Annotated in this window: 26 protein-coding genes and 1 pseudogene; 13 read left to right on the plus strand and 14 right to left on the minus strand. The window is 68.3% G+C overall.

Annotated features, from left to right (window positions below):
* Window position 1 precedes the first annotated feature (1 nt).
* Window positions 2-802 carry an LLM class F420-dependent oxidoreductase gene (locus ACWIFB_RS08480; RefSeq protein ID WP_454057981.1) on the plus strand — a complete coding sequence of 267 codons (801 nt, stop codon included), beginning with the start codon at window positions 2-4 and terminating at the stop codon, window positions 800-802.
* 63 nt (window positions 803-865) lie between these two features.
* Here the strand turns inward: ACWIFB_RS08480 and ACWIFB_RS08485 are convergent, their stop codons facing one another.
* The 4 genes from ACWIFB_RS08485 to ACWIFB_RS08500 form a co-directional block, all read right to left on the minus strand.
* Window positions 866-1,090, minus strand: a complete 225-nt coding sequence (locus ACWIFB_RS08485; protein WP_454057982.1) for a hypothetical protein — start codon at window positions 1,088-1,090, stop codon at window positions 866-868.
* A 7-nt stretch (window positions 1,091-1,097) separates the two neighbouring features.
* Entirely contained in the window at window positions 1,098-1,910 is an 813-nt protein-coding gene (locus ACWIFB_RS08490; RefSeq protein WP_452098370.1) for a carbohydrate ABC transporter permease, read from the minus strand.
* Between the two features lie 107 nt (window positions 1,911-2,017).
* Complete coding sequence (locus ACWIFB_RS08495) at window positions 2,018-3,055, minus strand: carbohydrate ABC transporter permease (RefSeq protein ID WP_454057983.1); 1,038 nt, start codon at window positions 3,053-3,055, stop codon at window positions 2,018-2,020.
* Between the two features lie 203 nt (window positions 3,056-3,258).
* A complete protein-coding gene (locus ACWIFB_RS08500) occupies window positions 3,259-4,539 on the minus strand; it encodes an ABC transporter substrate-binding protein (protein WP_454057984.1) in 1,281 nt (426 codons plus the stop codon).
* A gap of 182 nt (window positions 4,540-4,721) precedes the next feature.
* Between ACWIFB_RS08500 and ACWIFB_RS08505 the strand changes: the two genes are divergently transcribed.
* A complete protein-coding gene (locus ACWIFB_RS08505; protein ID WP_454057985.1) occupies window positions 4,722-5,534 on the plus strand; it encodes a siderophore-interacting protein in 813 nt (270 codons plus the stop codon).
* A 55-nt stretch (window positions 5,535-5,589) separates the two neighbouring features.
* On the opposite strand, the gene ACWIFB_RS08510 is transcribed toward ACWIFB_RS08505, so the two are convergent.
* Window positions 5,590-6,648 carry an ABC transporter ATP-binding protein gene (locus ACWIFB_RS08510; protein ID WP_454057986.1) on the minus strand — a complete coding sequence of 353 codons (1,059 nt, stop codon included), beginning with the start codon at window positions 6,646-6,648 and terminating at the stop codon, window positions 5,590-5,592.
* A 207-nt stretch (window positions 6,649-6,855) separates the two neighbouring features.
* On the opposite strand from ACWIFB_RS08510, the gene ACWIFB_RS08515 reads away from it, so the two are divergent.
* Window positions 6,856-8,979 (plus strand): PhoX family protein, encoded by a 2,124-nt coding sequence (locus tag ACWIFB_RS08515; RefSeq protein ID WP_454057987.1) that lies wholly within the window; start codon window positions 6,856-6,858, stop codon window positions 8,977-8,979.
* Between the two features lie 189 nt (window positions 8,980-9,168).
* On the opposite strand, the gene ACWIFB_RS08520 is transcribed toward ACWIFB_RS08515, so the two are convergent.
* On the minus strand, window positions 9,169-9,984 hold the full coding sequence (locus tag ACWIFB_RS08520; RefSeq protein WP_454057988.1) for an alpha/beta fold hydrolase: 816 nt from the start codon (window positions 9,982-9,984) through the stop codon (window positions 9,169-9,171).
* Between the two features lie 182 nt (window positions 9,985-10,166).
* On the opposite strand from ACWIFB_RS08520, the gene ACWIFB_RS08525 reads away from it, so the two are divergent.
* The 3 genes from ACWIFB_RS08525 (at window position 10,167) to ACWIFB_RS08535 (ending at window position 12,515) form a co-directional block, all read left to right on the plus strand.
* Window positions 10,167-10,652: a MarR family winged helix-turn-helix transcriptional regulator gene (locus ACWIFB_RS08525; protein WP_454057989.1), complete on the plus strand. Its 486-nt coding sequence runs from the start codon at window positions 10,167-10,169 to the stop codon at window positions 10,650-10,652.
* Between the two features lie 10 nt (window positions 10,653-10,662).
* A complete protein-coding gene (locus ACWIFB_RS08530; RefSeq protein WP_452098242.1) occupies window positions 10,663-11,337 on the plus strand; it encodes an SDR family oxidoreductase in 675 nt (224 codons plus the stop codon).
* A gap of 104 nt (window positions 11,338-11,441) precedes the next feature.
* The gene (locus ACWIFB_RS08535; protein ID WP_454057990.1) at window positions 11,442-12,515 is read left to right on the plus strand and encodes a 2-dehydropantoate 2-reductase; all 1,074 of its coding nucleotides are present in this window, start codon (window positions 11,442-11,444) and stop codon (window positions 12,513-12,515) included.
* Here ACWIFB_RS08535 and ACWIFB_RS08540 read toward each other — a convergent pair.
* Window positions 12,503-12,784 (minus strand): Lrp/AsnC family transcriptional regulator, encoded by a 282-nt coding sequence (locus tag ACWIFB_RS08540; RefSeq protein WP_230929723.1) that lies wholly within the window; start codon window positions 12,782-12,784, stop codon window positions 12,503-12,505. The genes ACWIFB_RS08535 and ACWIFB_RS08540 overlap by 13 nt on opposite strands.
* Window positions 12,785-12,830: 46 nt before the next feature.
* On the minus strand, window positions 12,831-13,205 hold the full coding sequence (locus ACWIFB_RS08545) for a nuclear transport factor 2 family protein (RefSeq protein ID WP_344992077.1): 375 nt from the start codon (window positions 13,203-13,205) through the stop codon (window positions 12,831-12,833).
* Between the two features lie 201 nt (window positions 13,206-13,406).
* Between ACWIFB_RS08545 and ACWIFB_RS08550 the strand changes: the two genes are divergently transcribed.
* Window positions 13,407-14,840, plus strand: coding sequence for a sugar porter family MFS transporter (locus ACWIFB_RS08550; protein WP_454057991.1), 1,434 nt, complete (start codon window positions 13,407-13,409; stop codon window positions 14,838-14,840).
* A gap of 10 nt (window positions 14,841-14,850) precedes the next feature.
* On the opposite strand, the gene ACWIFB_RS08555 is transcribed toward ACWIFB_RS08550, so the two are convergent.
* Window positions 14,851-15,477, minus strand: coding sequence for a GyrI-like domain-containing protein (locus ACWIFB_RS08555; protein WP_454057992.1), 627 nt, complete (start codon window positions 15,475-15,477; stop codon window positions 14,851-14,853).
* Between the two features lie 141 nt (window positions 15,478-15,618).
* On the opposite strand from ACWIFB_RS08555, the gene ACWIFB_RS08560 reads away from it, so the two are divergent.
* From ACWIFB_RS08560 to ACWIFB_RS08570, 3 genes are all read left to right on the plus strand, one after another.
* A complete protein-coding gene (locus tag ACWIFB_RS08560; protein WP_344992068.1) occupies window positions 15,619-15,801 on the plus strand; it encodes a hypothetical protein in 183 nt (60 codons plus the stop codon).
* Entirely contained in the window at window positions 15,798-16,703 is a 906-nt protein-coding gene (locus tag ACWIFB_RS08565) for an MBL fold metallo-hydrolase (protein WP_454057993.1), read from the plus strand. Before ACWIFB_RS08560 ends, ACWIFB_RS08565 begins: the two co-directional genes overlap by 4 nt.
* A 125-nt stretch (window positions 16,704-16,828) precedes the next feature.
* Window positions 16,829-18,115 carry an MFS transporter gene (locus tag ACWIFB_RS08570; RefSeq protein ID WP_454057994.1) on the plus strand — a complete coding sequence of 429 codons (1,287 nt, stop codon included), beginning with the start codon at window positions 16,829-16,831 and terminating at the stop codon, window positions 18,113-18,115.
* A gap of 105 nt (window positions 18,116-18,220) precedes the next feature.
* On the opposite strand, the gene ACWIFB_RS08575 is transcribed toward ACWIFB_RS08570, so the two are convergent.
* The 3 genes from ACWIFB_RS08575 to ACWIFB_RS08585 form a co-directional block, all read right to left on the minus strand.
* Window positions 18,221-18,616 (minus strand): ArsR/SmtB family transcription factor, encoded by a 396-nt coding sequence (locus ACWIFB_RS08575; protein WP_454057995.1) that lies wholly within the window; start codon window positions 18,614-18,616, stop codon window positions 18,221-18,223.
* Window positions 18,613-19,092: a polyketide cyclase gene (locus ACWIFB_RS08580; protein ID WP_454057996.1), complete on the minus strand. Its 480-nt coding sequence runs from the start codon at window positions 19,090-19,092 to the stop codon at window positions 18,613-18,615. Before ACWIFB_RS08580 ends, ACWIFB_RS08575 begins: the two co-directional genes overlap by 4 nt.
* Before the next feature lie 163 nt (window positions 19,093-19,255).
* Window positions 19,256-20,206 (minus strand): SDR family NAD(P)-dependent oxidoreductase, encoded by a 951-nt coding sequence (locus ACWIFB_RS08585; RefSeq protein WP_454057997.1) that lies wholly within the window; start codon window positions 20,204-20,206, stop codon window positions 19,256-19,258.
* Between the two features lie 43 nt (window positions 20,207-20,249).
* Here ACWIFB_RS08585 and ACWIFB_RS08590 point away from each other — a divergent pair, with 43 nt between their 5' ends.
* The 3 genes from ACWIFB_RS08590 to ACWIFB_RS08600 all read left to right on the plus strand — a co-directional run bounded on the left by ACWIFB_RS08590 (window position 20,250) and on the right by ACWIFB_RS08600 (window position 24,278).
* Window positions 20,250-21,605, plus strand: a complete 1,356-nt coding sequence (locus ACWIFB_RS08590; RefSeq protein ID WP_454057998.1) for a sensor histidine kinase — start codon at window positions 20,250-20,252, stop codon at window positions 21,603-21,605.
* A gap of 116 nt (window positions 21,606-21,721) precedes the next feature.
* Complete coding sequence (locus ACWIFB_RS08595) at window positions 21,722-22,450, plus strand: response regulator (RefSeq protein ID WP_454058043.1); 729 nt, start codon at window positions 21,722-21,724, stop codon at window positions 22,448-22,450.
* 469 nt (window positions 22,451-22,919) lie between these two features.
* Window positions 22,920-24,278, plus strand: a complete 1,359-nt coding sequence (locus tag ACWIFB_RS08600; protein WP_454057999.1) for an ATP-binding protein — start codon at window positions 22,920-22,922, stop codon at window positions 24,276-24,278.
* A gap of 2 nt (window positions 24,279-24,280) precedes the next feature.
* Here ACWIFB_RS08600 and ACWIFB_RS08605 read toward each other — a convergent pair.
* Together ACWIFB_RS08605 and ACWIFB_RS08610 are read right to left on the minus strand one after the other, a co-directional pair.
* Window positions 24,281-24,518, minus strand: a pseudogene (locus ACWIFB_RS08605) (IS630 family transposase); the annotation flags it as partial.
* A 305-nt stretch (window positions 24,519-24,823) separates the two neighbouring features.
* Window positions 24,824-26,257 (minus strand): DUF2130 domain-containing protein, encoded by a 1,434-nt coding sequence (locus tag ACWIFB_RS08610; protein WP_454058000.1) that lies wholly within the window; start codon window positions 26,255-26,257, stop codon window positions 24,824-24,826.
* Window positions 26,258-26,544 lie beyond the last annotated feature (287 nt).

The following is a 26,544-nucleotide window of genomic DNA, read 5'->3' on the forward strand; positions in this document are numbered from 1 at the left end:
CATGAGCGCCACCGCCGAACGCCCGGTCCGCATCGCCGTCCAGCTCCAACCGCAGCACGCCCCCGACTATCGCCTGCTGCGCGACGCCGTCCGCAGGTCCGAGGACGCGGGCGTGGACGTGGTGTTCAACTGGGACCACTTCTACCCGCTGTACGGCGACCCCGACGGCGCCCACCTCGAGTGCTGGACCATGCTCGCCGCCTGGGCGGAGCAGACCGAGCGGGTCGAGATCGGCGCCCTGGTGACCTGCAACAGCTACCGCAATCCCGACCTGCTCGCCGACATGGCCCGCACCGTCGACCACATCTCGGGCGGGCGGCTCATCCTGGGGCTCGGCAGCGGATGGTTCGAGCGCGACTACACCGAGTACGGGTACGAGTTCGGCACGAAGGGCTCGCGGCTGGACGCGCTCGGCGACTCGCTGGAGCGCATCGAGAACCGACTGGCCCGGCTGACCCCCGCGCCCACGCGCGACATCCCGGTGCTGCTCGGCGGCGGCGGGGAGCGCAAGACGCTCCGGCACGTCGCGCGGCACGCCGACATCTGGCACTCGTTCGTGGACGTGGAGACCTACCGCCACAAGTCCGCGGTACTCGCCGCGCACTGCGCTGACGTGGGCCGCGACCCGGCCGAGATCGAACGCTCCACCGAGATCGGCGGTGCCGAGTCACCGGATGCGGCGCGACGGACGGCGGAGGCGCTGCATGCCGAGGGCATCACGTTGTTCACCGTGGGCGTCGACGGGCCCGACTACCCGCTCGAGCTGGTCGAGTCACTGGTGGCCTGGCGCGACGGGCGCTGAGGCGGACGCTGAAGAACACTCCTGCGGGGCTCGCCCGGGAGGAGGGCGCCCGCCGGCCGCGGCTCAGGGGCCCTTGACCGCGCGGTCCGCCCGACGCCACGCGCGGAAGTTGAGCCACGACAGGACGAGCATCAGCACGAGCACGAACGAGGCCGGTGCTGACGGCCTGCCGGTGACGATCAGCCCGACGGCGTTGACCACCGCCAGCACGGTGAAGAAGCCGACGAACCCGCCGAGCACCTCCAGCCGCTGACGGGTGCCCAGCGCGTCCGATCCGGAACGGGCCACCGCCGGGTCAGCTCTTCAGGCCGCCGGCGGTGAGACCGGAGACGATGCGCCGCTGGAAGATCAGCACCATGATCACCAGCGGGACGGTCACCAGGGCGCCGGCCGCCATGATCGCCGCGTACGGCTGGGTGAACGGGTCGTTGCCCGCGAAGCGGGCGATCGCCACGGTCACCGGCTCGGTCGACTGGTTCGACAGCTGGCTCGACAGCATGAACTCGTTCCACGTCATGATGAACGCGAGGATCGCTGTGGTGAACAGGGCCGGCGCGGCCAGCGGCAGGATGATCTTGACGAACGCCTGCCCGCGGGTGGCACCGTCGACGCGCGCGGCCTCCTCGAGCTCCCACGGCAGGTCGTTGAAGAACGACGTGAGCGTGTAGATCGTGAGCGGGAGCGCGAACGAGATGTTGGGGATGATCATCGCCTGGTAGCTGCCGATCCAGCCGATATCTGTGAACAGCTGGAACAGCGGGGTCACCAGGGCGACGCCCGGGAACATCGACGCCGCGAGAATCACGCCGGTCACCATGAACTTGCCGCGGAAATCCACGCGGGCCAGCGCGTAGGCGGCGAACACGCCGAAGGTGATCGCCGCGGCGGTGGTGACGACACTGATGAGGACCGAGTTGCCGATCGCCGCCAGGAAGTCGTTGCCACCGCTCGTGTCGAGGGCCTGCTTGAAGTTGTCGAGCGTCAGGTGCGTCGGCAGCGGGTTCTGCGAGAACGTGTGCACGTTGTCCCGGAATGCGGTGACGACCATCCAGTAGAACGGCGCGAGACCCCAGACCAGGATGAACAGTGCACCCAGGTAGGTGCGGATCTGCGGCCAGAGCGGGGGCCTGGGCGCCTTGAGGGCCGGGCGGGCGGAGTCGGGCCGGCCGCCGGGTCGGGATCCCGGACCGGAACCGGCCGGGGCGGTGGGTGCGCTCACCGGATCTCCTCCTTCTTGCCGGTGCGGTCTTCGACCACGTTCGCCCCGAGCCACTTCACCATGACGAACGCCACCGCGAAGATGAGCAGGAACACCAAGGTGGACAACGCGGACGCGCTGTTGAATGCGCCGGTTCTCATCTGATTGACCACGAGCTGCGAGATGGTGGCCGTGGGCGAGCTCGAGTTGGCGCTGATGAGGATCACCGGCAGGTCGTACATGCGCAGCGCATCGAGGGTGCGGAACAGGACCGCCACCATGAGCGCCGGCCGGACCAGCGGCAGGGTGATCCTGGTGAACTGCTGCCACTTGGAGGCGCCGTCCACGCGGGCCGCCTCGTAGACGTCGCGGGGGATCATCTGCAGGCCGGCGAGGATGAGCAGCGCCATGAACGGCGTGGTCTTCCACACGTCGGCGACGATCACGGCGACCTTCGAGTAGAAGGGGTCGGTGGTCCAGGCGATGTCGCGGCCGAGAATCGAGTTGACGATCCCGTTGGGCGAGAAGATGAACGCCCACAGCTTGGCCGTGACTGCGGTGGGGATGGCCCAGGGCACCAGCACCGCGGCCCGCAACAGGGCGCGGCCCCAGATGTTGCGACCCATGACCACGGCCATCCAGAAGCCGAGCGCCGTCTCGATCGACACGGTCACCACGGTGAACATCGCCGTGTTGCGCATGGCGGGCCAGAAGTCGGTGGCGATGTTGCCGGGGGCGCACGGGACGGAGTCGCCACTGTTGCTGGTGCACGTCTGGGTGAGCCAGTAGATGTAGTGCTGGAGGGTGCCGAACGTCCCCGCCTCGAACTTGCCGGTCGCGGGATTGAGACCGGCATCGCCGACGAACGACAGATAGACGGCCCGCACGATCGGGTAGCCGATGATGACGGCGAGGATGACCAGCGGCGGCCCGACCATCCACAGTGGGCGCCAGTCGAACTTCTTCTTGACGAGCGCCGGCGACTCGGCCGCCTTCGGCTCAACGCCTGGCGGGGAGGCCGGGGCCGTCGAGGCCTCCGGTCGCTGGGCTGTCATCGGCCCTCCTGGTTTCGGTGGTGCGAGGAGTGGTACGGCACACGGTGCGGCTGTGGCGCCTGGAACTAGGTGCGGGAGCCGACGCCCCCGACGACGAACCGGCCGGCACACGGGATCGTATACCCGCGCACCGGCCGGTCGACGGCGGTACGGCGATGAGTCCGGGAGTTCGAAGGTCTCCCGCTCACCTCAGCCGCGAATTCTCAGTTTCCGGCCTGCTGGATGGCCGCGGCCATATCGGTCGTTGCCTGGTCGACGGACTTCTCGTCCTTGAGTGCTGCGTGGGTGTTGTCCTGCACCGCCTTGGACACCGCCGGGTAGAACGGGGTCACCGGGCGGGGCTTGGCGTTGTCCAGCGCGACCTTCAGCGCGGTCATGTACGGGAACTCGGCCTGCAGGTCCGCGTTGTCATAGATCGAGGCCAGCACCGGCGGGAACGAGGCCTGGGCGAAGCCCATCTGGACCTCTTCGCTGATGATGTACTGGACGAAGTCCACAGCGGTGGCCTTGTTCTCCGAGAAGACGCTGATGGCGTTGTTGTAGCCACCCAGGGTGGAGGCACCCGCGCCGTCCGGGCCGAGGATCGGCGCGACGTCGAAGTTCTCGGCGACCTCGGGCTGCCCCTCGGTCAGCGCCTTGTCGTACATGTACGGCCAGTTGTAGGAGTACATGGTCTCGCCGGCGAGGAAGCCGAGAGCGGTCTCCTCCTCGGAGAAGGAGTCGGTCTTCTTGGCGATCACGTCGGACTGGTAGCCGTCGACGAGCGCCTGGAGTCCGGCGCGCGACTGCTCGGACTCGACCTCGGGGGTCGCACCGTCCTCGCCCATGATGGCGCCACCCCAGCTGTTGATGAACTGGCTGGCGGCCACCGTGGTCTGCTCGCCGAGATTGAGCGGCATCTGCAGGCAGTCGATGTCGGCCTCGAACGCAGCGATGCACGAGTCGACCAGGGCCTGCCAGTTGGCCGGGGCCTCGGGCTGCATATCGGTGCGGTAGTACAGCAGCTGCGCGTTGGTGTTCTGCGGGACCGCGTAGAGCGTGCCGTTGTAGGTGGCCGACTCGACGGCGGCCGGGAGGAGGCCGGAGGTGTCGACGGCGGTGTCGCCCTCGATCGGCTGGATCCACTCGTTCGCCGCGAAGTGGGCGGTGTCGGTGATGTCCAGCGCGAACACGTCGTACTCGCCGCTCTTGGCCTGAAGGGACTGGACCAGCGTGTCACGCTGACCGTCCTGGTCACCGGGCAGCTCGTGGAGGGTGACCTCCTCGTCGGGGTGCTCGGCGTTCCACTGCTCGATGAACGGCTTCAGTGTCTCGACGTCGTTCTTACCCATCGCGAACTTGATGGGACCGCGCGACTCGACACCGGCGGTGGTGTCCTCGCTCGCCGACGTGTCGCCGCCGTCGTCGCTCGAACATGCGGTCACGGAGAGCGCGACGATCGAGGCGATCGCAGCACCCTTGAAAATCCTGCCGAATCCGGCCATGAATCCAACTCCTGTCATCGACCCGCGCGAGGACGACCAGTGGCCGCACTCACAATGTCTTCAGGAACCCTATCCCAGCGCCGCCCGCACCTCGCCCTGCTTGTCACACCCGCATCAGGTCGCTACCTAAACGTGACCTTCGGCGCCGCGGCAAGCGCAGCTAGTTAGGTTAGCCACACCATATGTCAATCAGAAGGATCAAGCCCGGCGCCGCCGTCACCGTCCCCGTCACCCTCACCGCCCGAGAACTGATCAGTCCGTCCTTCGTGCGGCTGACCGTGACCGGCGAGGCCCTGGCCGACTACCGCCCCATGGGCGCGGACCAGTGGTTCCGCCTGTTCCTGCCGACCGAAGGTGCCGGCGGGTCCGCTGAACCGAAGACGCTGCCGGACATGAGCATCCGCAGCATGGCCGCCTACACGCTCACCCCGCCCTCTCGTCGGCCGCTCATCCGCAACTACACGACCGCCGGGTACCGACCCGCCGACCCGGCAGCGGGACGGGCCACCGCCGAGCTCGACTTCGACGTGCATGTGGACGACTCCCACTCCGGCCCGGGTCTGACCTGGGCGCGCGAGGCGGCGATCGGCTCCCCTGCCGCGATACTCGACGAGGGACGCCTCTACGCACCGCCGGTCGGGTCCACGGCCGAACTACTGGTCGGCGACGAATCCGCACTGCCCGCGATCGCCGGCATCCTGGACCAGGCCCCGCCGGCCCTGAGCGGGCTCGTCGTCGTCGAGGTCAGAGACCCCCGCGACATCCGCGATCTCCCCCGACCCGTGGGGGTCGAGGTCGTGTGGAAACAACGGGGCGACGACGACGAGCCCGGCGCCCGCGCGACCGATGAGGTCCGGCGGCGCGGCGCCCCGGTCGACCTCACCTATGCCTATCTCGCCGGCCCGTCGTCCATGGTGACCGGCCTCCGCCGGTTCCTGGTCAGGGAATGCGGCGTCGCCAGGGACATCGTGACGTTCACCGGCTACTGGCGGTGACACCGGAGAACGCACTCAGCCCATCCGCGCGGTGAGACCCCTGCGCAGCTGATACTCAGCGCAGGCGGTCACCCGTCTCGGCGTCGAAGAACCGAACCTGCCCCTCGTGCGCGGCCAGGCGGATGTCCTCGCCCTTGCGCGGGTGGTCGGTCGACTCGGCGCGATAGACGAGCGGGTGCCCGTCGGGCGTCGAGCAGTGCAGGAAACTGTCCGCACCGAGCTCCTCGACCAGGTCGACGACGGCGTGCATTCCCTCCCCGCCCTGCGCGGCCAGGCGCAGATGCTCTGGCCGCACGCCGATGGTGACCGTGCCGACCGCGCCGGCCGGGGCGGGGACCCGCATGCCGTCGAGATCGACGGTCCCGTCGACCACCGGCGCGTCGAAGAGGTTCATCGCCGGCGAACCGATGAAGCCGGCCACGAACGCGTTGATCGGGTTCTCGTACAGCTCACGCGGGGCCGCGACCTGCTGGAGACGCCCGTCACGCAGGACCGCCACCCGGTCGCCCATCGTCATGGCCTCGACCTGGTCGTGGGTCACGTAGATCATCGTGGTGTGCAGCTCGCGTTGCAGCTTGGCGATCTGGGCACGCGTGGCCACACGCAGTTTGGCGTCGAGGTTGGACAGCGGCTCGTCCATGAGGAACACCTGCGGGCTCCGCACGATCGCCCGGCCCATCGCCACACGCTGACGCTGGCCGCCCGAGAGTTCCTTGGGCTTGCGGTTCAGGTAGGGCACCAGGTCGAGCATCTCCGCGGCCCTGTCGACCCGCTCGGTGATCTCGGCCTTGGACTTCTTGGCCAGCTTCAGGGCGAAGCCCATGTTCTCGCGGACCGTGTAGTGCGGGTAGAGGGCGTAGTTCTGGAACACCATCGCGATGTCCCGGTCCTTGGGCTCGAGTCCGGTGACGTCCTTGCCGCCGATGGTGATCGTGCCCTGCGTGACCGGCTCCAGGCCGGCGAGCGAACGCAGGATGGTGGACTTGCCGCACCCCGACGGGCCGACGAGGACCAGGAACTCGCCCTCCCCGATGTGCAGGTCCAGCTCGTCGACACTGGGGCGGGTCGCCCCGGGATAGACGATGGACACGTTCTCGAAACTGACTCCGGACACGTTGCGTCACTTTCCCTTCACCGGCAGGAACGTGCCGGACGATCCGAGATTGAGGGTGAACACAGGTGACTGTAGCGACCGAGCGGAGAGTTCACCCGCACTGCGCCCGTAGTTCATCCGGACGTGGCCACCTCTCTCCCGGATGGTCGTCCGCCCTTCCTACGGTCACAGGGTTCGCTCAGCCGCAAACGTCTTCAGGGAGAAATGATGTCGATCCGCCGCCTGCTGCCGCTCACCACCTCGGGAGGTGCTGCGCCCGGGATCTCGAACCGCCAGCACATCACCTGTGTCTACAAGTGTGGTGACCAGTGCGCCGCGCCGGTTCCCAACACCACGGGCAACCCGTACTTCGGGGACATCGCCACCGAGATCAGCCGCCGCGGCGCCCTGAAGGCCGCCGGCGTGGTGGCGCTCGCCGTGGGCGCCACGCAGGTGATGCCCGGCGTGGCGGCGGCCCAGGGTTCGGCCGCCGGCTCGCTCGGCGACACGGGATCGCTAGGCGGCAACGGCGTCGACACCACATTCACCCCGGTCTCCCCCAACACCGACGACGCCGTGACCGTCCCGGCGGGGTACTCGAGTGACGTGGTGATCCGCTGGGGCGACCCCGTGATCGCCGGCGCGCCCGAGTTCGACTTCGAGAACCAGACCGCCGCCGCGCAGGCCCGGCAGTACGGCTTCAACTGCGACCTCGCCGTGATGTTCCCCATGGACGACCGCGACGAGCGCTTCCTGTTCACCGTGAACCACGAGTACACGACCGAGCCCTCGATGTTCCGCGGCTACGACCCGGAGAATCCGACCCGCGAGCAGGTCGAGATCGCCTGGGCCGCGCACGGCATGTCCGTGGTGGAGCTGGCCAGCCGCCCGAACGACGGCGGGCTCGACCCGGTGCTGGGCTCCTACAACCGCCGCATCACCGCGCTGACCCCGTTCGAGCTGCGCGGCCCCGCCGTCGGCCCGCTGACCCGGACCAACGCGGACCCGACCGGCACGCGCGTGCTGGGCACCCTGAACAACTGCGCCGGCGGCCACACCCCGTGGGGCACCGTGCTGTCCGGCGAGGAGAACTTCAACCAGTACTTCGGCACCGCCGGCGCCATCACCGATTCCACGAGGCTCGAGCAGCTGCGTCGCTACGGCATCGCCGCCGAGACGTCCGGCCGGAAGTGGGAGAACTTCGACGACCGCTTCGATCTGGCCAAGGAGCCGAACGAGGTCAACCGCTTCGGCTACGTGGTCGAGGTCGACCCGTGGAACCCGACCTCCACCCCGGTCAAGCACTCCGCCATGGGCCGGTTCAAGCACGAGGGCGCCAGCATCCACGTGACCCCCGGCGGCACCGTGGTGGCCTACTCCGGCGACGACGAGCGCTTCGACTATCTCTACAAGTTCGTCTCGAGCCGCAAGATCAACCCGGGCCAGACCGCCACCGCGCGCGCCGAGAACATGAAGATCCTCGACGAGGGCACCCTCTACGTGGCCACCTTCTCCGGCAACTCCCCGGCCGCCGAGATCGACGGCACCGGCGCCCTGCCCGCCGACGGCCGGTTCGACGGCACCGGCACCTGGATCCCGCTGATGACGGTCACCGCCGACGGCACGGCCGTCTCGCATGTGGTCGGCATGACCCCCGAGCAGGTCGCGGTGCACACCCGCATGGCCGGTGACGCGGTGGGCGCCACCAAGATGGACCGTCCCGAGGACGTCGAGCCCAGCCCGACCACCGGCAAGGTCTACATGGCGCTGACCAACAACTCGCAGCGCGGCACCGCCGGCAAGGCCGCCGCCGACGAGGCCAACCCGCGGCACAACAACAAGCACGGCCAGGTCGTGGAGATCACCGACGACCACGCGGGCACCACCTTCGGCTGGAACTTGCTGCTCGTCTGCGGCGACCCGAAGGAGGCCGACACCTACTTCGGCGGCTTCGACAAGTCCAAGGTCAGCCCGATTTCCTGCCCGGACAACGTGGCGTTCGGCCCGGACGGCGGCCTGTGGGTCTCCACCGACGGCAACGCACTCGGCTTCAACGACGGCCTCTACTCCGTCACCACGTCAGGTCCGAACCGCGGCGAGACCAAGCTGTTCCTCACCGTGCCGATCGGCGCCGAGACGTGCGGCCCGCTGGTTTTCGAGAACCGCGCGATCGTCAACGTCCAGCACCCGGGCGAGAAGGACGGTTCCTCGATCGAGAACCCGGCCTCGCACTGGCCCGACGGCGGCGCCTCGCAGCCGCGGCCCTCGACCGTGGTGGCGTGGAAGAACGGCTTCGGCGGCGGAGCCGGGTCACTGGGCGGCCTGCTGCCGGCGGGCCTGCTGGGCTCCTGACCGACCCTGCCCCTCACGCGCACGACATGACGCCCCGCTTCCTCCCGAGGAGGCGGGGCGTCGGTCATCTACCTGGTCCGGGCGTGCGCGCCCGGAATGCGCCTATACGCTGGGGTTACGCGTCCGGAATGAAGCAAAGCCGACGCGTAACCCCGCCGGCTACGAGCAAAGAGGACGCGCATGCGCGGGTTACCGGGCGAGGGCGAGCTCGCGGTCGCGGGCCAGGCCGCGCTCGACGGTGGCCGCGATCGATGCGGCGACACCCTCCGGATCGTCGGACATCGGCACGTGCCCGTCGGCGGAGGTCTCGATCCGCGCCCGCGGGAACAGCCGTGCCGCGAGCCGCCGCTGCGCCGCGGGGAGCACGAGGTCGAACCGGCCCCAGCGGATGGTCAGCGGCACGTCCTCGTCGACGGGCGCGGTGAACACGAACGCGCGCCTGTCGGCCCGGTCGAGCACGGTGTTGGTGATGATCGCCTCGCCGTCGATCGCCGCTGCCTCGGCCGGGTAGCGCCACGGCCGCGCGCAGAAGGCACCCATCATCACCGCGCGCCCCGCCGCCCGCTGCGACACCGCGGGGATGTGCCGACCGAGCTTGGCGGCGACGCGCTGCAGGCTGTGGAACACGGTGATCGTGTAGCGCCAGTCGGCGTCGGATCTGAAGAATCCCGCAGGTGAGAGGGCCGTCGCACTGTGCGCGTGCCCGCGGGCCGCCATCTCCAGCGCGAGGAAGCCGCCGAGGGAGTTTCCGGCGAAGTGCGCGCGCTCGCCGGGCGGGACGATGTCCTCCAGCATGGTGGTGACCTGGTCGACCATGTACTCCAGCGGGTCGCCCTCGGTCGGCAGGTCCGGGGAGAGCCCGTGGCTCGGTAGGTCCACCATCACCAGCCGGTACCGGTCCTCCAGCAGCGGGACGACGGGGTCCCAGGCGTGCCCACGGTGGCAGACCCCGTGGATGAGAACGACGGTCGGCCCGGTGCCCGTGACGCGGTGATACAGATCCATTCGTCAAGTATCACCCGGGAGGCCGGGGTGATGCCCCATGACGGCAAAAAATCATGTTTACATTCCGGTCGACGGGGCTTCGGGGGAAGTCGGTGTCGAGGGGGCTGGTGTAGATGGAGACGACGACGAGAGAGCCCGTAGCCACCACGGGCGGTGAGCCTCAGGCCTCCCCGGGGACCGCCGTGACGGACGGGGAGCCGTCGGCTGCGGACCCGGCGCCGCCGGCCGCACACGACGGGCCGGCGCTCGAGCTGGCGACTCTGTTCCGGCCCATCATGCTGCGCCTGGACCTACTGGTCCGCCGGCAGAACACCCAGTACGAGTTGAGCCGGGCACAGACCTCGATCCTGCACACGTTGGCCAACCACGGACCGCTGCGCATGTCCTACCTGGCCCGCCTGGAGAACGTCCGCGTCCCCACCACCAGCAACTCGGTGAGCGTGATCGAGTCGATGGGCTACGTCACGCGGATCCCGGACGAGGCGGATCGTCGCGGGGTCAGCGTCGCGCTGACCGACCTGGGCCGGGACCGCATCAAGCAGGTCCTCATGGACCGGGACCGGGACTTCGCCGAGCAGCTGTCCCGACTCTCCCCGGAGCATCGCGCCGTGCTCGCCGACGCCGTCCCCGCCCTCACTTCACTGCTCGACGCCTTCGACGCCGACTAGCCTCGGCGGCATGAGCACTGTCCTCGTCACCGGCGCCTCCCGCGGGATCGGGGCCGCCACCGCCCGCGCCCTGTCCGAATCGCACGACCTCGTCCTGGTGGGACGCGACACCGACGCGCTGAACGCGGTCGCCGGCGACTGCCGGTCGGCCAGGGTCGTGACCGCCGACCTCTCGTCCGCCGACGGGCCCGCACTGGCCGCGGCCGGGATCGACACCCTCGACGGGCTCGTCCATTGCGCGGGCATCGCCGAGCTGGGCCGGATCGCCGACACGGAGGCCGACCAGTGGCGCCGCGCCTTCGAGGTCAATGTGGTCGCGGTCCTCGAGCTGACGCGGGCCCTCCTCCCGTCGCTGCGTACGGCTCGGGGCCACGTCGTCGTCGTCAACTCCGGCGCGGGGTACACCGCCAAGGCCGGCTGGGGCTCCTACGCGGCTTCCAAGTTCGCCCTGCGCGCCTTCTCCGACGTGCTCCGTCAGGAGGAGCCGGACCTGCGCGTCACGTCCGTCCACCCCGGGCGCGTCGACACCGACATGCAGCGCGCGATCGTCGCCGACGAGGGCGGCACCTACGACCCGGGCGCGTTCCTCACACCCGAGTCGGTGGCCGCGGCGATCCGGCAGGCGTTGGACGCGACACCCGACGCGCACCCCACCGAGGTCGTCCTGCGGCCCCGCCCGCACTGACCCGACGCTGACGCGACACCCATCCGGAACCGAGGCGGCGCCGAGGGAAAGGTCCCCCGTTCCGGCTGCCGAAGTCCCGCGCGTGTCGTACCGTCAACATCATCATGACCAGCCCGGACAGCCCTCTGCGCGTCACCGTGATCGGTGCGGGGGTCGTCGGCTGCTACCTCGGCGGCCGGCTCGCCCGCCACGCCGACGTGACGCTCGTCGGGCGCGCGCACGTGCTCGATCCGATCCGCGCTGTGGGGCTGACAGTGGAGTCCGGCGACGGCCAAGGGGATCGCCTGCATCTGCCGCCCGACTCGCTCACCCTGACCGAGTCCCCCGAGGCGGTTCGGCGCTCCGACGTGATCCTGGTGACCACCAAGGCCGCGCAGACCGGGGAGGCCACCGCGGCGTTCCTGCCGTTCCTGCGACCAGGTTCGCTGATCGTGGGGCTGCAGAACGGGTTGCACTCGGCCGACCGGATCCGTGACGACGTGGACGTGGCGCCCGTGATCGCGGGCACCGTGCCGTTCAACGTGGCGCGGACCGGTCCCGCGACCTACCGGCGCACCTCGCGCGGGGAGATCCGGATCGCCGACCATGCGGCCGCGGCGCCGCTGCTGGAGGTGTTCGCCACCGCCGGGATGGCCGCGCGCCCCACCGACGACATCCAGGCCGTCCTGCACGGCAAGGTGCTGCTCAACATGAACAACGCCGTGCAGGCGCTGTCGGGGTTGCCGCTGCGCACCGAGCTTCTCAACCGGGAGTTCCGACGATGCGTGGCGCTGTGCCAGGCGGAGGCCAGCCGGGTGTTCACGGCGGCCGGCGTGGTGCCGCGGGTTCCGCTCCCGGTCCCGGCCGGGATGCTGCCGACGATCATGCGGCTGCCGACGCCTGCGTTCCGTCGGCTGGCGCGCGCGGTGATCCGCGTCGATCCCGACGGGACCTCGTCGATGCACGACGACCTCGAGCGCGGTCGGCCCACCGAGATCGGGATCTTGCAGGGCGAGGTGGTGCGCATGGGTCGGCGGCTCGGCGTGGAGGCGCCGGCCTGTGCCCGCATCGTCGAATTGGTGCACGAAGCCGAGAGGGCCGGGCCCGACAGGCGGCAGTGGACCGGCCCGCAGTTGCTGTCCGACCTCCGGCGCGCCCAGCGGCGGGCGCGGCGGCTGGCCCGGGCTCAGTCGTCGTAGCCGAGCGAGAACGCCGCCTCGAGATCGTGCTTGGACTGGGTCCGGAACGCGATGTGGGTCTCCGTGTCCAGCACGCCCGGGACCTTGTTGAGGCGGTCCGACACGACGTCCGCGATCTCCTCGTTTCGACGCGCGCGCACAAGCACGATCAGGTCGATGGTCCCGGTGACCGAGTAGACCTCGGACACACCGTCGATCTCGGCGATGGCGGAGGCCACCTCGGGGATCCGCGCCGTCTCGGCGTGGACGAAGACGATTGCGGTAATCATGCGATCCAGGCTAGTCGAGCGGGCCGATCGCGCACGCGGGGAACCGTCAGCTCATGTTCTCCGGGGTCCAGTAGGCCCGCATGGATACGACCTTGCCCTGCTCGTCGTGGGTCATCAGGTCCCACACGTTGATGGTGGCCTTGGAGCCCTCGTCGAAGTGCGTGGTGATCTCGAAGTTGAACAGCAGGTCGTTGCCGCAGGCCCGGGCCTCGAGCACCCGGCCGTCGATCTTCAGTGCCACCACGGAGGCGTAGAACTCGCGGATCGCGGCGGCGCCCTCGTGGACGGTGCCGCCGCCGACCGGGTCCTCGACGGTGGCGTTCTCTGCGTAGAGCGCCATGACCGCCTCGAGGTCGCCGGCAGTGAGCGCGGCGATGTAAGAGTCGGCGGTGGCGCGGATCTGCTCGGGGGTGACGCTCACGGTGGGTGCCCTTTCGATGACGACGACGAAGTGCCCCTCAGCCTAGAACGTGTTCTCGTCGCGCGGGCTCGTACAGCTCGGACCACAGCCGACCATGGTGTGACTTGCGACACTTCCACCCCGTGCCTACCCTCCTCTCACCACCTGTAGCAGAGCCAGTCGGCGCGGCCCCGGTTCACCGGGCCGGGGAGCGGGGTACGCATGTCCACTCAGAACACCGCCGGGCCGCGGCCCGGGGAGGAGTCGTTCCACACCGGCCGGGTGGTGATCATCTCCCTGGTCGCGGCGCTGGGCGGCTTCCTGTTCGGCTTCGACACCGCGGTCATCAACGGCGCCGTCGACGCCGTGCAGGAGAGCTTCGGCATGGGGGCCGGGCTGACCGGGTTCGCCGTCTCCTCTGCGTTGCTCGGGTGTATCGCCGGCGCGTTCCTCGCGGGCCGTCTCGCCGACCGGTGGGGACGCACCCGGGTGATGGTCCTGGCGTCGGTGCTGTTCACCGTGAGCGCGCTGGGGTCGGGCCTGGCCGTGAGCCCGTGGGACCTCATCGTCTGGCGGGTCATCGGCGGACTGGGCGTCGGCGCGGCGTCGGTGATCGCGCCCGCGTACATCGCGGAGGTCGCCCCACCGGCGATCCGCGGCCGGCTCGGTTCGCTGCAACAGTTGGCGATCGTCTCCGGGATCTTCGTGGCCCTGCTCTCGGACGCGTGGCTGGCCGGGGTGGCCGGGGGCGCGATCGAGCAACTGTGGCTCGGCGCGGCGGCGTGGCGGTGGATGTTCTGGGCCGAGCTCATCCCGGCGGTGGCGTACGGGGTGCTGGCGTTGACGATCCCCGAATCACCGCGCTACCTGGTGGGCCGGGGGCAGCTGGACCGCGCGAAGGCGGTGCTGCGCTCTCTCCAGGACGGCGGTGTCGACGACCGGATCCGGGAGATCCGCGGCACCCTGCGCGAGGACCGCAAGCGCACGTGGCGCGACCTCGTCACCCCGGGCGGGAGGAACCTGCTGCCCATCGTGTGGATCGGCATCGTGCTGTCGGTCTTCCAGCAGGCCGTGGGCATCAACGTGATCTTCTACTACTCCACGTCGCTGTGGCAGTCGGTCGGGTTCACGGAGGCGGATGCGCTCACGCAGACGGTCATCACGTCGGTCACGAACATCGTCGTGACGGTGGTGGCGATCGCGCTCATCGACCGGATCGGGCGGCGGCGACTGCTCATGATCGGCTCGGTGGGCATGACGGTGTCGCTGTCGTTGATGGCCGCGATGTTCAGTCAGGCCACCATGGCCCCGGGCGCGGACGGCGAGCTCGCCCCGCAGCTCGGCGACGTCCAGGGCCTGATCGCGCTGATCGCGGCCAACGGGTTCGTGGTGTTCTTCGGGATGTCGTGGGGCCCGGCGGTGTGGGTGCTGCTCGGCGAGATGTTCAACAACCGCATCCGCACCACCGCGTTGGGGCTGGCGGCGGCCGCGCAGTGGGGCGCGAACTTCGCCGTCTCGACGGCCTTCCCACCGATGGCCGAGCTCAGTCTGACGTTCACCTACGGCTTCTACGCGGTGGCGGCGCTGCTGTCGCTGCTCTTCGTGGCCCGATTCATCCCGGAGACAAACGGCCGGTCGCTGGAAGACATCGAGTAACCGGCCGCGGTCAGGCGGCGTCGTCGGGCGTGCGAACCACGCAGTACAGGTCGGTTCGCAGGTCCGCTGGGTCCATGTCGGGTGACGGCTCGGTCACGTAGGCCTCCCAGAACGGGACGCCCGGCGCCCAGCCCATCGCCCCGATCTCGCCCAGGAACTCGCCCCAGGCCCGCCCGAGACCGTCGAACCCGCCGAGGTGGCTGGTCACCGCGACGTCGGCGGCGGGCAGGACCGAGGCGACCACGCGGAGGCCGTCGACCTCCACGAGCTCGGCGTCGATCTGGGCGAGCAGCGGCCCGTCCAGCGGGAACCCGATCTCCACGTCGGCCACGGCGTCGGCGCCGTCGGTCAGTCGTGTGTACAGCGCGAACGCCGGGCCCGCCGGGGTGAGTCCGCGCGCGAACGCGGCGGGAAACGCCGTGCCGAACACCGCGTCGAACAGGCCGGCGATGGTGGCCATCGGCACGTCGTCGGCGCGCACGACGGCCGTCGGCACGGCCGGGGCGCGCAGGAGCCGGATGCCGCTGACGGGCTCGTCGCCCAGCCCCGGGTAACCGTGGGGCGCGTCCTCGCGGGCGGCGGGGCCCTCCGGGACCGCGGGTGAACCGTCGTGTGACGGAGTGGATGACGACGACATGGTGTGCCTTCCTCTGGGGGGCGATGCCGCTCCCCAGTGTGCTCTCGCGCCGTGCCGGAGGGAGGGAATACCGATCATCGGGAGATCGCGATGTGCCCGGGCCGGGTGCGGTGGCGGCTCGCGAGGAGGACACTTGAGGGCATGTCGATGTTCCGCCTCCGCACCCCCGACCGCACGATCGACCTCGGTGAATTCGACAATGCTCAGGAAGCGCTCGAGTCCGCCGCCGACCGTCAACGTGAGGACCGCCCCTCCGACGGTGTCCTGGAGGTGGAGGTGGGTGGTGAATGGCATCCGGTCGACACCGAGGGCGATATCTCGTGACCGGGCCGAGCGCGGAGACGTCCTCCGGTCAGGGGTCGGTCACGCAGTGCGCGACGTGCGGTGTCGAGCGTTCCGCGCCGCTGCCGGAGGTGTGCCCGATCTGCGCTGACGAGCGCCAGTTCGTACCGTCGGACGGTCAGCGGTGGACCACGCCCGAGCAGTCGCGGGCGGGTGGCGCAGCGATCGAGTTCGTCGAACGCGAACCGGACGTCATCATGCTCGTGCAGAAGAACTGCCCCGGGATCGGCCAGAAGCCCGCGCTCATCCGCACGGATCGCGGCAACGTCCTGGTGGAGGTGCCCAACGTCATCACCGACGAGGCCGTGGCGGCGGTCCGCGGCTGGGGCGGGGTTGCGGCGATCATCGCCTCGCATCCGCACATGTACGGGGTGCAGTCGCTGTGGTCGGAGGCGTTCGACGACTGCCCGGTCTACGTCTCCGCGGCCGACGAGCAGTGGCTGGGACTGCGGCCGCGCAACACCGTGGTGTGGGGCGGCCGGAACGACGGGGCCGTCGGTGGTGATGGCTCGGTCGCCCCGGACCGGGACGTCGAGATCGACCTACTTCCCGGGGTGCGCGCCTCCCAGCCCGGCGGGCACTTCCCGGGCAGCGCGGTCGTCCACTGGACCGCGCCCGCCGGCGAGGGCGTGCTGTTCACCGGCGACACGATCGGCACGGTCGCCGATCCCGCCTGGGTGACGTTCATGCGCTCGTTCCCCAACTGGATGCCACTGTCCGCGGCGGTGGTCCGGCGGATCGCCGACCACGTGGGCCGCTACGACTTCGACCGGATCTACGGCAACTTCGGCGGTTGCGTCCCGCGAGATGCCCGGGCCGCGGTGCTGCGGTCGGCCGAGCGCTACGCCGCCTGGGTCGACGGCGAGTACGACCACCTCACCTGAAGACACACCGCTGGCACGCCTCCTTTTCCGCGTCACCGCCCTCGGTCGACCCCGACATGACACGGAACCGAATCGAGCATGCTCTCATGGACACCTGGGTCGGATGACGGTGACAGGAGTGTCGTGTGGCTGATCACTCGCCAGGGGCTGCGCAGCCCACACGGGTGGGAATGCGCGGAAGTATCGAGCCGTGGTTCAGCGCGTACGCGCTCGCGGGCCTGCTCGTCAACGGCATCGTCCCGCTGCTCATCCCGCTCACGGTCACGTCCCGGGGGCCTGTCGCTGTGGCGACGGTGCTCGCAGCGTTCTTCGCGGGCCAGCTCCTCGCCCCGGTCATCGGATCGGTCGCCGACCGTACCGGGACGCAGCGGATCATCTTCCTCGGGTCCTTTCCCCTCATGGGTGCCGCGGCGATCGGCTTCGGTCTGGCAACCGATGTCCTGGGGTGGTCCGTCGCGGCAGTGGTCGCCGGCACAACCGCGGGCGCGGTGCAGACGCTGGGCAGTGTGTTCATCGTCGAGGGCCACCCGAAGTCGGAATGGGACGAGCGGATCGGGTGGTTCCGCTTCGTGTTCGGTGTCGGCCAGGTGTCGGGGCTGGCCATCGGCGCCGTCTTCGCCGGCGGCCACGTCCATCTGGGCTGGTTCGTCGCCGGCGGTGTGATCCTCCTCGGGGCCTGGTTGGGGCGACTCGGGCTCCCCCACCTGAGTCGTCAGCAGTCCGACGCCCCGGACCGCGCACCGACCACCGCGCCCGCCACCGCACCGGCCGTCGCCCCGAACGCTGCCCCGACTGATCCCCCGGCGGCCGCGACCGGCAGCCTGCAGAAGGAACTGAGAGGCCCGTTCGGACGGTTCCTTCTCTCCTGGCTCCTCGCCATGACCGCGGTGCAGACGTTCCTCAACGTCATGCCGCTGGTTATGCGCGACGCCTTCCACGTGTCGGCCTCACACACCGCGACCTGGTATCTCGTCGCGTCCGTCGCAGGCGCCTGCCTGTATCCCGTCTGCGGCGCGCTCGCCAGGCGCCACGGGTGCGGTTGGGTCCTCGGGACGGGACTGACCATCACGCTCCTGGGACTGCTCCTGATGACCGGCGGCTGGCTCTGGCACCAGCCGGGCGCCACCTGGCTCGGCATCGCGGGCCTCATCCTGGTGGCACTGGGGTACCCGTTCGACTACATCGGGGCGACGATGATGGCCGCGGACCTCACCACCGACGGCGAGGGGTCGGCGATGGGCCTGTTCAACAGCGCGGTCGCCGCCGGCGCCATCATCGGGGCCACCGCGCCGTCGGCCCTCGCGGCGAAGTTCGGCTACGGCGCACTGCCCCCGCTCGCCGCGGGACTCATCGTGGTGGCGATCCTGGTCGGAGCGCGGGTGTTCCTCCAGCACATCCGGAAACCGTCGTGATCCCCGGAGCAAATCGATCAAACTGCCTTCCACCGCTACGCGGTCTCGGTCTCGGCGAGGTCCCGGAGTCGTTCAGCGAGTCCGCCCACCTCACCTGACCTGCACTCACCGGGGGCGCTGGTCCTCGCGTTCGGCGAGCCGGCGGACCTGCTCGAGCCGCCGGTCCCACCCGTCCGCCACGGTTCCGAGGAGGTCCGAGATCTCGCGGATGCGGCCGGGATGTACTGCGTGGACCTGTCGTCGCCCGTCGGCCCTGGCGAGGACCATGTCAGCGTTCGTCAGGATCCGAAGATGCTTGGCGACGGCTTGGCGGCTGATCCCCAGGTCGCGTGCCACCGCACCGGCGTCGTCCGGTTGATCGGCCAACCGCACGATGATCTGCCTGCGGGTCCGATCGCCGAGCGCCGTGAAGACGTCGTCGGCGTCGGGAGCGAGAAGGCCGGCGAGAGCCGCAACCGGCCCGGCCGACCCCGCATCCTGGCGGGCTGACACTCCACTCACACCCGAGCCTCAGCCCGATCCCGTGCGAGCCCGAGTTCGATCTCCCAACCCTCGGAGTTCTCCTCGAACCGGCGGCGCCGGACGATCGCGTCGTCGTGGAGTCCCGCGAACCCCGTCTCGCGGACGGTCAGCAGGACACCTGTGCCGTCAGGCTCGACGGTGAACTCGACCGTGTTGGCGGCCAGGTCACCAGCACCGACGTCGCCAGCCTGCCCGCCCAGCCACTGGAAGACCGCGCGGTGCGGCGGATCAAGTGCCACGGTGCGGACGCTGAATTCGCCGTGGACGGGGTCGACCACCCGCGCGATGTCACCGTCGGTGGTGATCTCGCGCTCCGCCCAGGAACCGTCGTTGATGAACCACCCGGGCTCGGCGATGATCTCCCACACCGCGTGGGTGTCGGCATCGATGTGGATGCTGCGGCGGATCTCGTCCGGCACGTCGTCGATGGTCGTCTGTGCGTCTGGATCGGTCATGTCACGCACCTCCCGAGGACAACGATTGCATGCCGAAGGCGATACTGCAACCAGTTGGTTGCAGTATCCGTCGACCCGCGCACCCTCCAGACATGTACACAGCTTCGACACGTCCAAGAAACGCGTACACGAATCGCCGTTTCGTGTACACATTCACCGCCGACTACCGCTCCGTGGTCTCCGCCTCGGCGAAGTCCCAGAGGCGTTCGGCGAGCGCCGGGTCCGACGCCTCGGCGCTTCGACCGATGAGCGTCGGCATCCCGCGCAGGTGCCGCATCGCGTCCGGGCCGGTGTAGCTGCACGGCGGCAGTGGCCGGGTCGCGGCGTACATCGTGGTGAGCGCCGCCTGCGCCGCGGGCTGGGCGAACACCGAGCACACGCTTGTGATCACCCTGTCGAGCACGGCGTTGCCGGTGGCATTGGAGATACCCGTGGCAGCCCACCCCGGGTGCGTGAGCTGCACATCCACTCCGGCAGCGCCGGCCTCGGCCCGCCCGTCCCGCAGGCGCTGGTCCAGCGCGAGCCCCCACAGCATGTCCCCGAGCTTGGACTGGGCGTAGCTGCTCGCGGGGGTCCAACGGCGGCGGCGGAAGTACGGGTCGCCGAAGTCGAACGACGTCGCCTTGTGTGCATTCGAGCCCACGATCACCACCCGCCGCTGCACGAGCGGGAGCACGAGGTCGGTGAACAGGAACGGCCCCAGGACATTGACCCCGAGAAGCATCTCGAAGCCGTCAGCGGTCTCGCGGCGGCGCGGCGTGATGGCCCCGGCGTTGTTGACCAGGACGTCGATCCGCTCCGGTCCGAAATCCTCGCCGCGGCGGGGGTTGATGCGGCCGCCCACCTCGTCGTCGTCGCCCCCTGCGCCCACCAGTTCACCAGCCGCGCGCCGGACGCTCGCCAGTGACGCGAGGTCCAGCTCCACCACTCGCGAGGGGCCGGGCAGCGCGGCGGCGACCTCGCGGCCGCGCGCGGTGTCGCGGACGGCGATGATCACCCGGGCGCCGTGCCGGGACGCGGACCGCGCGCTCTCGAGGCCGACGCCGCTGGTCGCGCCGGTGATCAGCCAGGTCTGGCCGGACAGGTCTGGGATGTCGATGCTCTTGGCAGGCACGCGCCCACGATACGTAGCGCGGCGTGCCGATAGGCTCGTATCCGTGTGGTCCCGCCTGAACCGCCTCTTCGACGCCGAGGACCCGTGGATCCGTCCGCTGCCTGCCGGGTATCTCCGCGCCGACATCACACTCGCCCTGGTGATGTTCGCGTGCTCGGCGCTGGGCATCGAGGTCCTGCGGAGCATGGGCGTCCTCGACGCCGAGACAGCGCCGATCTGGGGCCAGTACCTCTCGATGGCCACAGCGGCGGCTGTCCTCGCGATCCGGCGGCGCTTCCCACTGACCACCGGAATCGCCGCGACACTACATCTGTTGATTCTGGGCAGCGTCATGCCGCTCGTCATGGGTCAGCTGTCCCATCAGGTGCTCTACTTCGTGGCGGTCTACTCGTCGGTCGCCTGGGCTAGGGACCGCCGTGCGCTGGTGGGGGTCGCGGCCGGTATCGCGGCGGCGCTGGGCGTGTGGATGGCCTGGTACCTGGCGCTGGGCTCGGGCATGCAGCAGATCCTCGACGCGGTCTCCGACACCGACCCGTCCGGCGGTGGCCTCTTCCCCGCCGTGCCGTCCTATCTCGTCTACACCGCCCTGATCAACGTCGTGTACTTCGGCGGCGCCGCCGCGCTTGGCATCAGCGCCTGGCGGTCAGCGCACCGCCAGTACGCGCTCCGGGAGCAGGCGCGGACCATCGAGCGCCAGGCCGAGGCCCTGCGTGATGCGGCGGTCACCGAGGAGCGGCTGCGTATCGCGCGCGAGCTCCATGACGTGGTGGCGCACCACATCGCGGCGATCGGGGTCCAGGCCGCCGCGGCGCGCCGGGTGATGGACCGCAACCCGGGGGCCGCCGCCGAGGCGCTCCGCACGATCGAGGGCTCGTCGCGGTCGGCGGTCGGCGAGATGCGGGCGCTGCTCGGCGCCCTGCGCTCGGAGGAGGCCGCCCCCGCCGCAACGGCGGACACCGGGTCGCGCACCGCCGGCCACGGCCTCGACGAGCTGGCCGCACTGGTGGCCTCCCACGACACCGCCGGCTTCGCGACCAGCTATGACGTCGCCGTCGACCCCGCCCATCCGATCGCCGAGGTCCCACCGCTGACCGGCTCGTCGCTGTACCGCACGGTGCAGGAGGCGCTGGCCAACGTCCGCCGGCACTCCACCGCGACCCGTGCGAGCGTGGTCCTGCGCACCGGCGAGCGCCCCGACCATACTCCCTACGTGGAGGTCGAGATCCTCGACGAGGGCCGGCCGCGCCCCGGCACCTCCGGCAGCGGCCTGGGCCTGCTCGGGATGCGCGAGCGCGTCCGCTCCCACCATGGTGAATGCCAGATCGGCCCCCGAGTGACCGGGGGTTACCGCGTGCGGGTCCGCCTGCCGTACGGCGCCGGCGACGAGGAGGAGCGATGACGACGACGACACCATTACCGCCACCTCCCCCTCCCGAGAACGACGGCAATGGCCCGGAGACCGACCAGGCCCGCCCCGGGGTATTGCGGGTGCTCGTGGTGGACGACCAGCCGCTGATGCGATCCGGGTTCTCGATGATGCTCAGCGCCGAGGACGACATCGAGGTGGTCGGCGACGCCGCCGACGGTGCGGCCGCGATCGAGGCGTGCCGGCGACTCCGACCCGACGTGGTGCTCATGGACGTGCAGATGCCCGGGATGGACGGCATCGAGGCGACCAACCGGATCGTGGACGAAGGCCTGTCCAGCGTGCTCATCCTCACGACCTTCGACCGCGACGACTACCTCTTCGACGCCCTCCGCGCCGGCGCCGGCGGCTTCCTGCTCAAGAACTCCGACCCCGACGACCTCGTGGACGGCATCCGGGCCGTCGCCCACGGGCACGCCCTGCTCGCACCCGAGGTGACCCGCCGAGTGATCGAGAAGATGACCACTCCGCCGGACGCCGCCGAACGTGGGGCCGTGACGAACGGAGCCGGAAGTGCAGGGCCGGCCGGCGCAGCCGGGAGTGGCGGTGGGACGGATGACGTCGTCGTCGGATCTTCTTCCCCCGCCGGAGGCGGCGGCACCTCCCCCGCCCTCGACGCGCTGACCGCGCGCGAACGCGAGGTCCTGCGCCACGTCGCGCGGGGGCTGTCCAACGCGGAGATCGCCGCCGAACTCGTGGTGGGCGAGGCGACCGTCAAGTCCCACGTCTCGGCGTGCCTGTCCAAGCTGCACCTTCGCGACCGTGTGCAGGCCGTGGTCCTGGCGTACGAGGCCGGACTCGTCCGGCCCGGCGACTAGTGACGCGTATAGTTAGTTCCTAAATGCTTGCGTGCTAGGGCAAATGGGTCATGCCAAATAGCCCCGCTCCGGGTTTGATTCTTCGTGATGGGGACCGCGAGGAATTGGAGTCGTGGATGCGGTCCACCTCGCTCCAGTCGGGGTTGGTGGTGCGGGGGCAGATTATCCGACTCACGGCGCAGGGTGAGGCGAACTCTCGGATCGCCGACCTGGAGCGCATGACGCCGACGACGTTGTGGAAGTGGTTTCGTCTGGGCTAAAACTCCCGAACAGATCCTCGCGAAAAGCGAACCTACTTCAGAAACGTGACACTAGAGCCGTCGACTCGGTTAGCGAGATTGGTACAGGCCATGGAGTGCCGAGGAGTTGGTGCTGTCGCGGTCTGGGGAGCATCTGCTAGACATAGGTCAGAGGGCCGCCGGGGGCGGCCGAAATACACGGGGGTATCTTGAGCTACGACACACGAACCATGCACGACAATGAACTGACCTTCTATGCCGAGCGCCAGGAAGACCAATTCTTCGACAGAAAAAGTTCGGCTATTAAGCCAGCAAAGCTGTCACAGAGCTTTTCGTCTTTCGCGAATGCCGACGGAGGCGAAGTATTTGTCGGGATGGAGGACGACGGATCCTTCGTGGGCCTGGCAACAATCGAGGACTTGAACCCAATCCTGCAAGTAGCTGCCGAGACAATGTCGCAGAGTTACTTTCGCGTGGATTTCGTTAGACCAGCAAGTGATTCAGGGTTTGGACTGCTCTTCACCATTGAGCGGCACCCGATGCTAGTGAGGTCTGCGGCGGGGGAGACATACCAGCGCCATGGCGCACAGAACAGACGTCTTGTTGAAGAAGCTCTCGACGCCCTTAAGCGGTCCAAGGGGGAAGTTCGCTACGAGTTAACAAGCACCGCTGCTCCCGTCGAGGAGCTTGCCAACTCAACGATCATGATCGACTTCATGATTAACGGCAGAGCATTCGCTGAACCAAGCGAGTTTCTATACAAACAACTGCTGATTAAGGATGAAAAAAGCACAATCGCGGGTACTCTGCTCTTTTCCGACTTGCCTCAAGCACATTTAGCGAACTCGGCGGTCAAGATCTACCGCTACAAGACGGCAGGACTGGAACATCGGGACCACCTGGCTGGTCCGCCAGAAACAATCGAAGGTCCGCTTACAGTTCTAATTGAGCAGACGAAGCAGGCGGTGATTCGGATCGTTACTGCCATCCCCAGCTTGGAAGTCGGCGGTTTCGAGCACAAGGAGTACCCAACAACGACTCTCCATGAAATTCTGACGAACGCCTTTCTGCATCGCGACTACGGCATTTCGGACTATGTTCATGTGCGGATATTCGACAATCGGCTCGAGATCGATAGTCCAGGCCGACTGCATGGACACGTAACCGTGCAAAATATTCTGAGTGAGCGCTCTGCCCGCAATCCTCAGATTCAACGCGTGATCAATAAGTTTCCCGACGCCCCGAACCAGGACATTGGCGAAGGCCTGAACTCTGCGTTCGAGGCCATGGAGAGCCTGCTACTGCGTCCTCCGGTGATCGAAGAATTATCGGATCGCGTGAGAGTGACCATTAGTCACGAGGCATTGGCAAGTCCGCAGAAGGCAATTGTCGACGCTGCGATCAAGGCAGGTTCAATTAACAACTCAGAGGCCCAATCCGTCACCAAAATCCAGCAGGAACGATCAATCCGTCGTTACTTCGAGGAACTTGTAGACTCTGGCCAGCTCATAAGGCGCGGATCTGGACGCGGAACCCGCTACTACCCAACGCAGGAAGCACAAGGGCAAAGCGAATCGACGGAAAACTAGTGTCACGTTTCTGAAGTAGGTTCGCTTTTCGCGAGGATCTGTTCGGGAGTTTTAGCCCAGACGAATGGGGGGTTTTCGGTCGTTCCAGCCCGTTATGAACTGGCGGATCTTCGCGTTGAGGTCCTTGACGGATGTAAAGACTCCGCGGCGGGTAGCCTGTCGGGCGATGATCTCGAACCGGACTTCTACGAGGTTGAGCCAAGACCTGGACGTCGGGGTGAAGTGTGCGTGGAACCCGGGGATGCTTTTGCCGATCTTCAGATGCTCGGCCAAAAGCCGGGGGGTCCAGTGCGTCTCCCCGAACTTCTTCGGCGGGGGAGTTAACGTCGCGGCGATGATCGTCTAGTCATCGATCCGCTTCGCCCGGCCAGATCGCGACTCGTCGAACAGTCCCGCGATCCCATCCGCCTCATAACTGCCTCACCACTTCCACAACGTCGTCGGCGTCATGCGCTCCAGGTCGGCGATCCGAGAGTTCGCCTCCACAACTGAGGGCTGCTGCGCATCGATGCCTAGCGCGCCCGTGAACCGCGAAGACCGCAAGTCTACTCGAACTCGTCACCCACCTCGCCACCGGCATCGCCGTCCATTCCGGCTTCGAGTGCCGCGAACTTTGCGGTCATGGTGGGGTTGCCACGGGTGAGCTTCTTGATGGACATCTTGCTCGCCTTGTCGTTGGCCAGCCGCAGGTTGTTCTCGGAGCCCAGCAGTTCCTCCTTCACCTTCTGTAGACGGGCGATCGCCTTGTCGATCTCGTCGATTGCGCTGTGGAACTTCCTGCTGGCGAGGTCGTAATTCCTGCCGAACTGCGACTTGAAGGTTTCGAGCTGCTCCTCGAAGTCGGTGATGTCCACGTTCTGCGCCTTGGCGAGTTCGAGCTGCGACTTGTACTCGAGAGCACTGAGTCCGGCATTGCGCAGAAGCGTGATGATGGGGAGGAAGAACTGTGGCCGGACCACGAACATCTTCGGATACCGGTAGGACACGTCCACGATGCCGTGATTGTAGAGCTCACTCTCCGGTTCAAGCATGGTCACCAACACGGCGTATTCGCAGTTCTTGTCGTTGCGGTCCTTGTCGAGCTTCTTGAAGAAGTCCTCGTTCTTCTGTTTGGTGGCAGTGGTGTCTGCCTCGTTCTTCATCTCGAACATGATGGACACCACCTCGGTCCCGTTCGGATCGTTCTCCCGGAACACATAGTCACCCTTGGTCCCAGTGCTCGTGTCGTTGTCCTTCTCGAAGTAGGCGTGGGGAAAGGCAACGGACCGCATACGGTTGAACTCCGTCTCGCAATGCAGTTCCAGGGTCTCGCCGAGCATCTTGGTGGACAATCGGGCCTTGAGGTCCTTCAACCGCTCGATCGTGTCGTCTCGGTCCTTCAGTTGCGTCTCGTAGAGGTCTCTGAGGGACTTCTCGCCGAGCTCCTTCTCCAGGGTTGCCCGTTCCAGGTTGTATCTGATGGAGTCGCGATCCTTCTCCACCAGCGCCACAGCCTCGGTCACAGCCAACTTCTTAGCTGTGCCTTCAGCGTCGAGTTTGGCCTTGAGGTCGCGAATCTCAGATTCCTTGGCTGACACTGCCTCCTGCAGCGCGCCGGCGGCATGAGCTTCGGCCAGGTCCAGCTGTGCCTTCTTGTCCGCTGCGGCCTGCTCGAGCCGTACTGCCAGGGCGTCGCGTTCCTTCTCGACCTCCGCGAGGGCTCCGGTCACGGCGAGCTGGCGGCTGATCTCCTCGGACTTCAGTGTGGCCTGTAAGTCGGCGATCTCAGCGTCTTTCGCCGCTGCGGACTTCTGCATCTCCCCGGCAGCGCGGGCTTCGGCCAGCTCGACGGCCTTGTCTTTTTCCGCCGCCGCCAGCGCCAGACGTTCGTGGAGTTCGTGGTCGAACTCGGCAGTGCGAACCTGGCGGACGATCTCGGCGTAGCTCGCCTCGTCCACGGTGAATGACTTGGAGCAGTGGGGGCACTTGATCTCGTGCATGGCGTGACTCCTTGGCTGAAGGTCGGGTCTGTGATCCGTTTCCCCTGCCAGCATGTCTGCCACCTACGACACGGTGGGCTGGCACGGAGGCCCGGCCCCGGATATCGCCGCCGTACACGCCCACCCCGCGCGGCAATCTCGTCGCGGGCGGGCGGACGGTCTCGTCGTCGTCAAGTATCTCTCCTCCTCAAGGAGGAGACGAGTACCGCTGCCCTGCGCCGATTTCCCCCTCACGGCTGATCCGCTTCGCCGCGCCGCGCCATAACGTCATGGGTGTCATCAGGACA

Source organism: Dietzia sp. NPDC055340, assembly GCF_053645335.1.

Coding starts and splice junctions, on each gene's coding strand:
- ACWIFB_RS08480 (WP_454057981.1), top strand. CDS start 2: ATGAGCGCCACCGCCGAACGCCCGGTCCGCATCGCCGTCCAGCTCCAA.
- ACWIFB_RS08495 (WP_454057983.1), bottom strand. CDS start 3,055: ATGACAGCCCAGCGACCGGAGGCCTCGACGGCCCCGGCCTCCCCGCCA.
- ACWIFB_RS08500 (WP_454057984.1), bottom strand. CDS start 4,539: ATGGCCGGATTCGGCAGGATTTTCAAGGGTGCTGCGATCGCCTCGATC.
- ACWIFB_RS08505 (WP_454057985.1), top strand. CDS start 4,722: ATGTCAATCAGAAGGATCAAGCCCGGCGCCGCCGTCACCGTCCCCGTC.
- ACWIFB_RS08515 (WP_454057987.1), top strand. CDS start 6,856: ATGTCGATCCGCCGCCTGCTGCCGCTCACCACCTCGGGAGGTGCTGCG.
- ACWIFB_RS08520 (WP_454057988.1), bottom strand. CDS start 9,984: ATGGATCTGTATCACCGCGTCACGGGCACCGGGCCGACCGTCGTTCTC.
- ACWIFB_RS08530 (WP_452098242.1), top strand. CDS start 10,663: ATGAGCACTGTCCTCGTCACCGGCGCCTCCCGCGGGATCGGGGCCGCC.
- ACWIFB_RS08535 (WP_454057990.1), top strand. CDS start 11,442: ATGACCAGCCCGGACAGCCCTCTGCGCGTCACCGTGATCGGTGCGGGG.
- ACWIFB_RS08540 (WP_230929723.1), bottom strand. CDS start 12,784: ATGATTACCGCAATCGTCTTCGTCCACGCCGAGACGGCGCGGATCCCC.
- ACWIFB_RS08550 (WP_454057991.1), top strand. CDS start 13,407: ATGTCCACTCAGAACACCGCCGGGCCGCGGCCCGGGGAGGAGTCGTTC.
- ACWIFB_RS08555 (WP_454057992.1), bottom strand. CDS start 15,477: ATGTCGTCGTCATCCACTCCGTCACACGACGGTTCACCCGCGGTCCCG.
- ACWIFB_RS08560 (WP_344992068.1), top strand. CDS start 15,619: ATGTCGATGTTCCGCCTCCGCACCCCCGACCGCACGATCGACCTCGGT.
- ACWIFB_RS08580 (WP_454057996.1), bottom strand. CDS start 19,092: ATGACCGATCCAGACGCACAGACGACCATCGACGACGTGCCGGACGAG.
- ACWIFB_RS08595 (WP_454058043.1), top strand. CDS start 21,722: ATGCGATCCGGGTTCTCGATGATGCTCAGCGCCGAGGACGACATCGAG.
- ACWIFB_RS08600 (WP_454057999.1), top strand. CDS start 22,920: ATGCACGACAATGAACTGACCTTCTATGCCGAGCGCCAGGAAGACCAA.
- ACWIFB_RS08610 (WP_454058000.1), bottom strand. CDS start 26,257: ATGCACGAGATCAAGTGCCCCCACTGCTCCAAGTCATTCACCGTGGAC.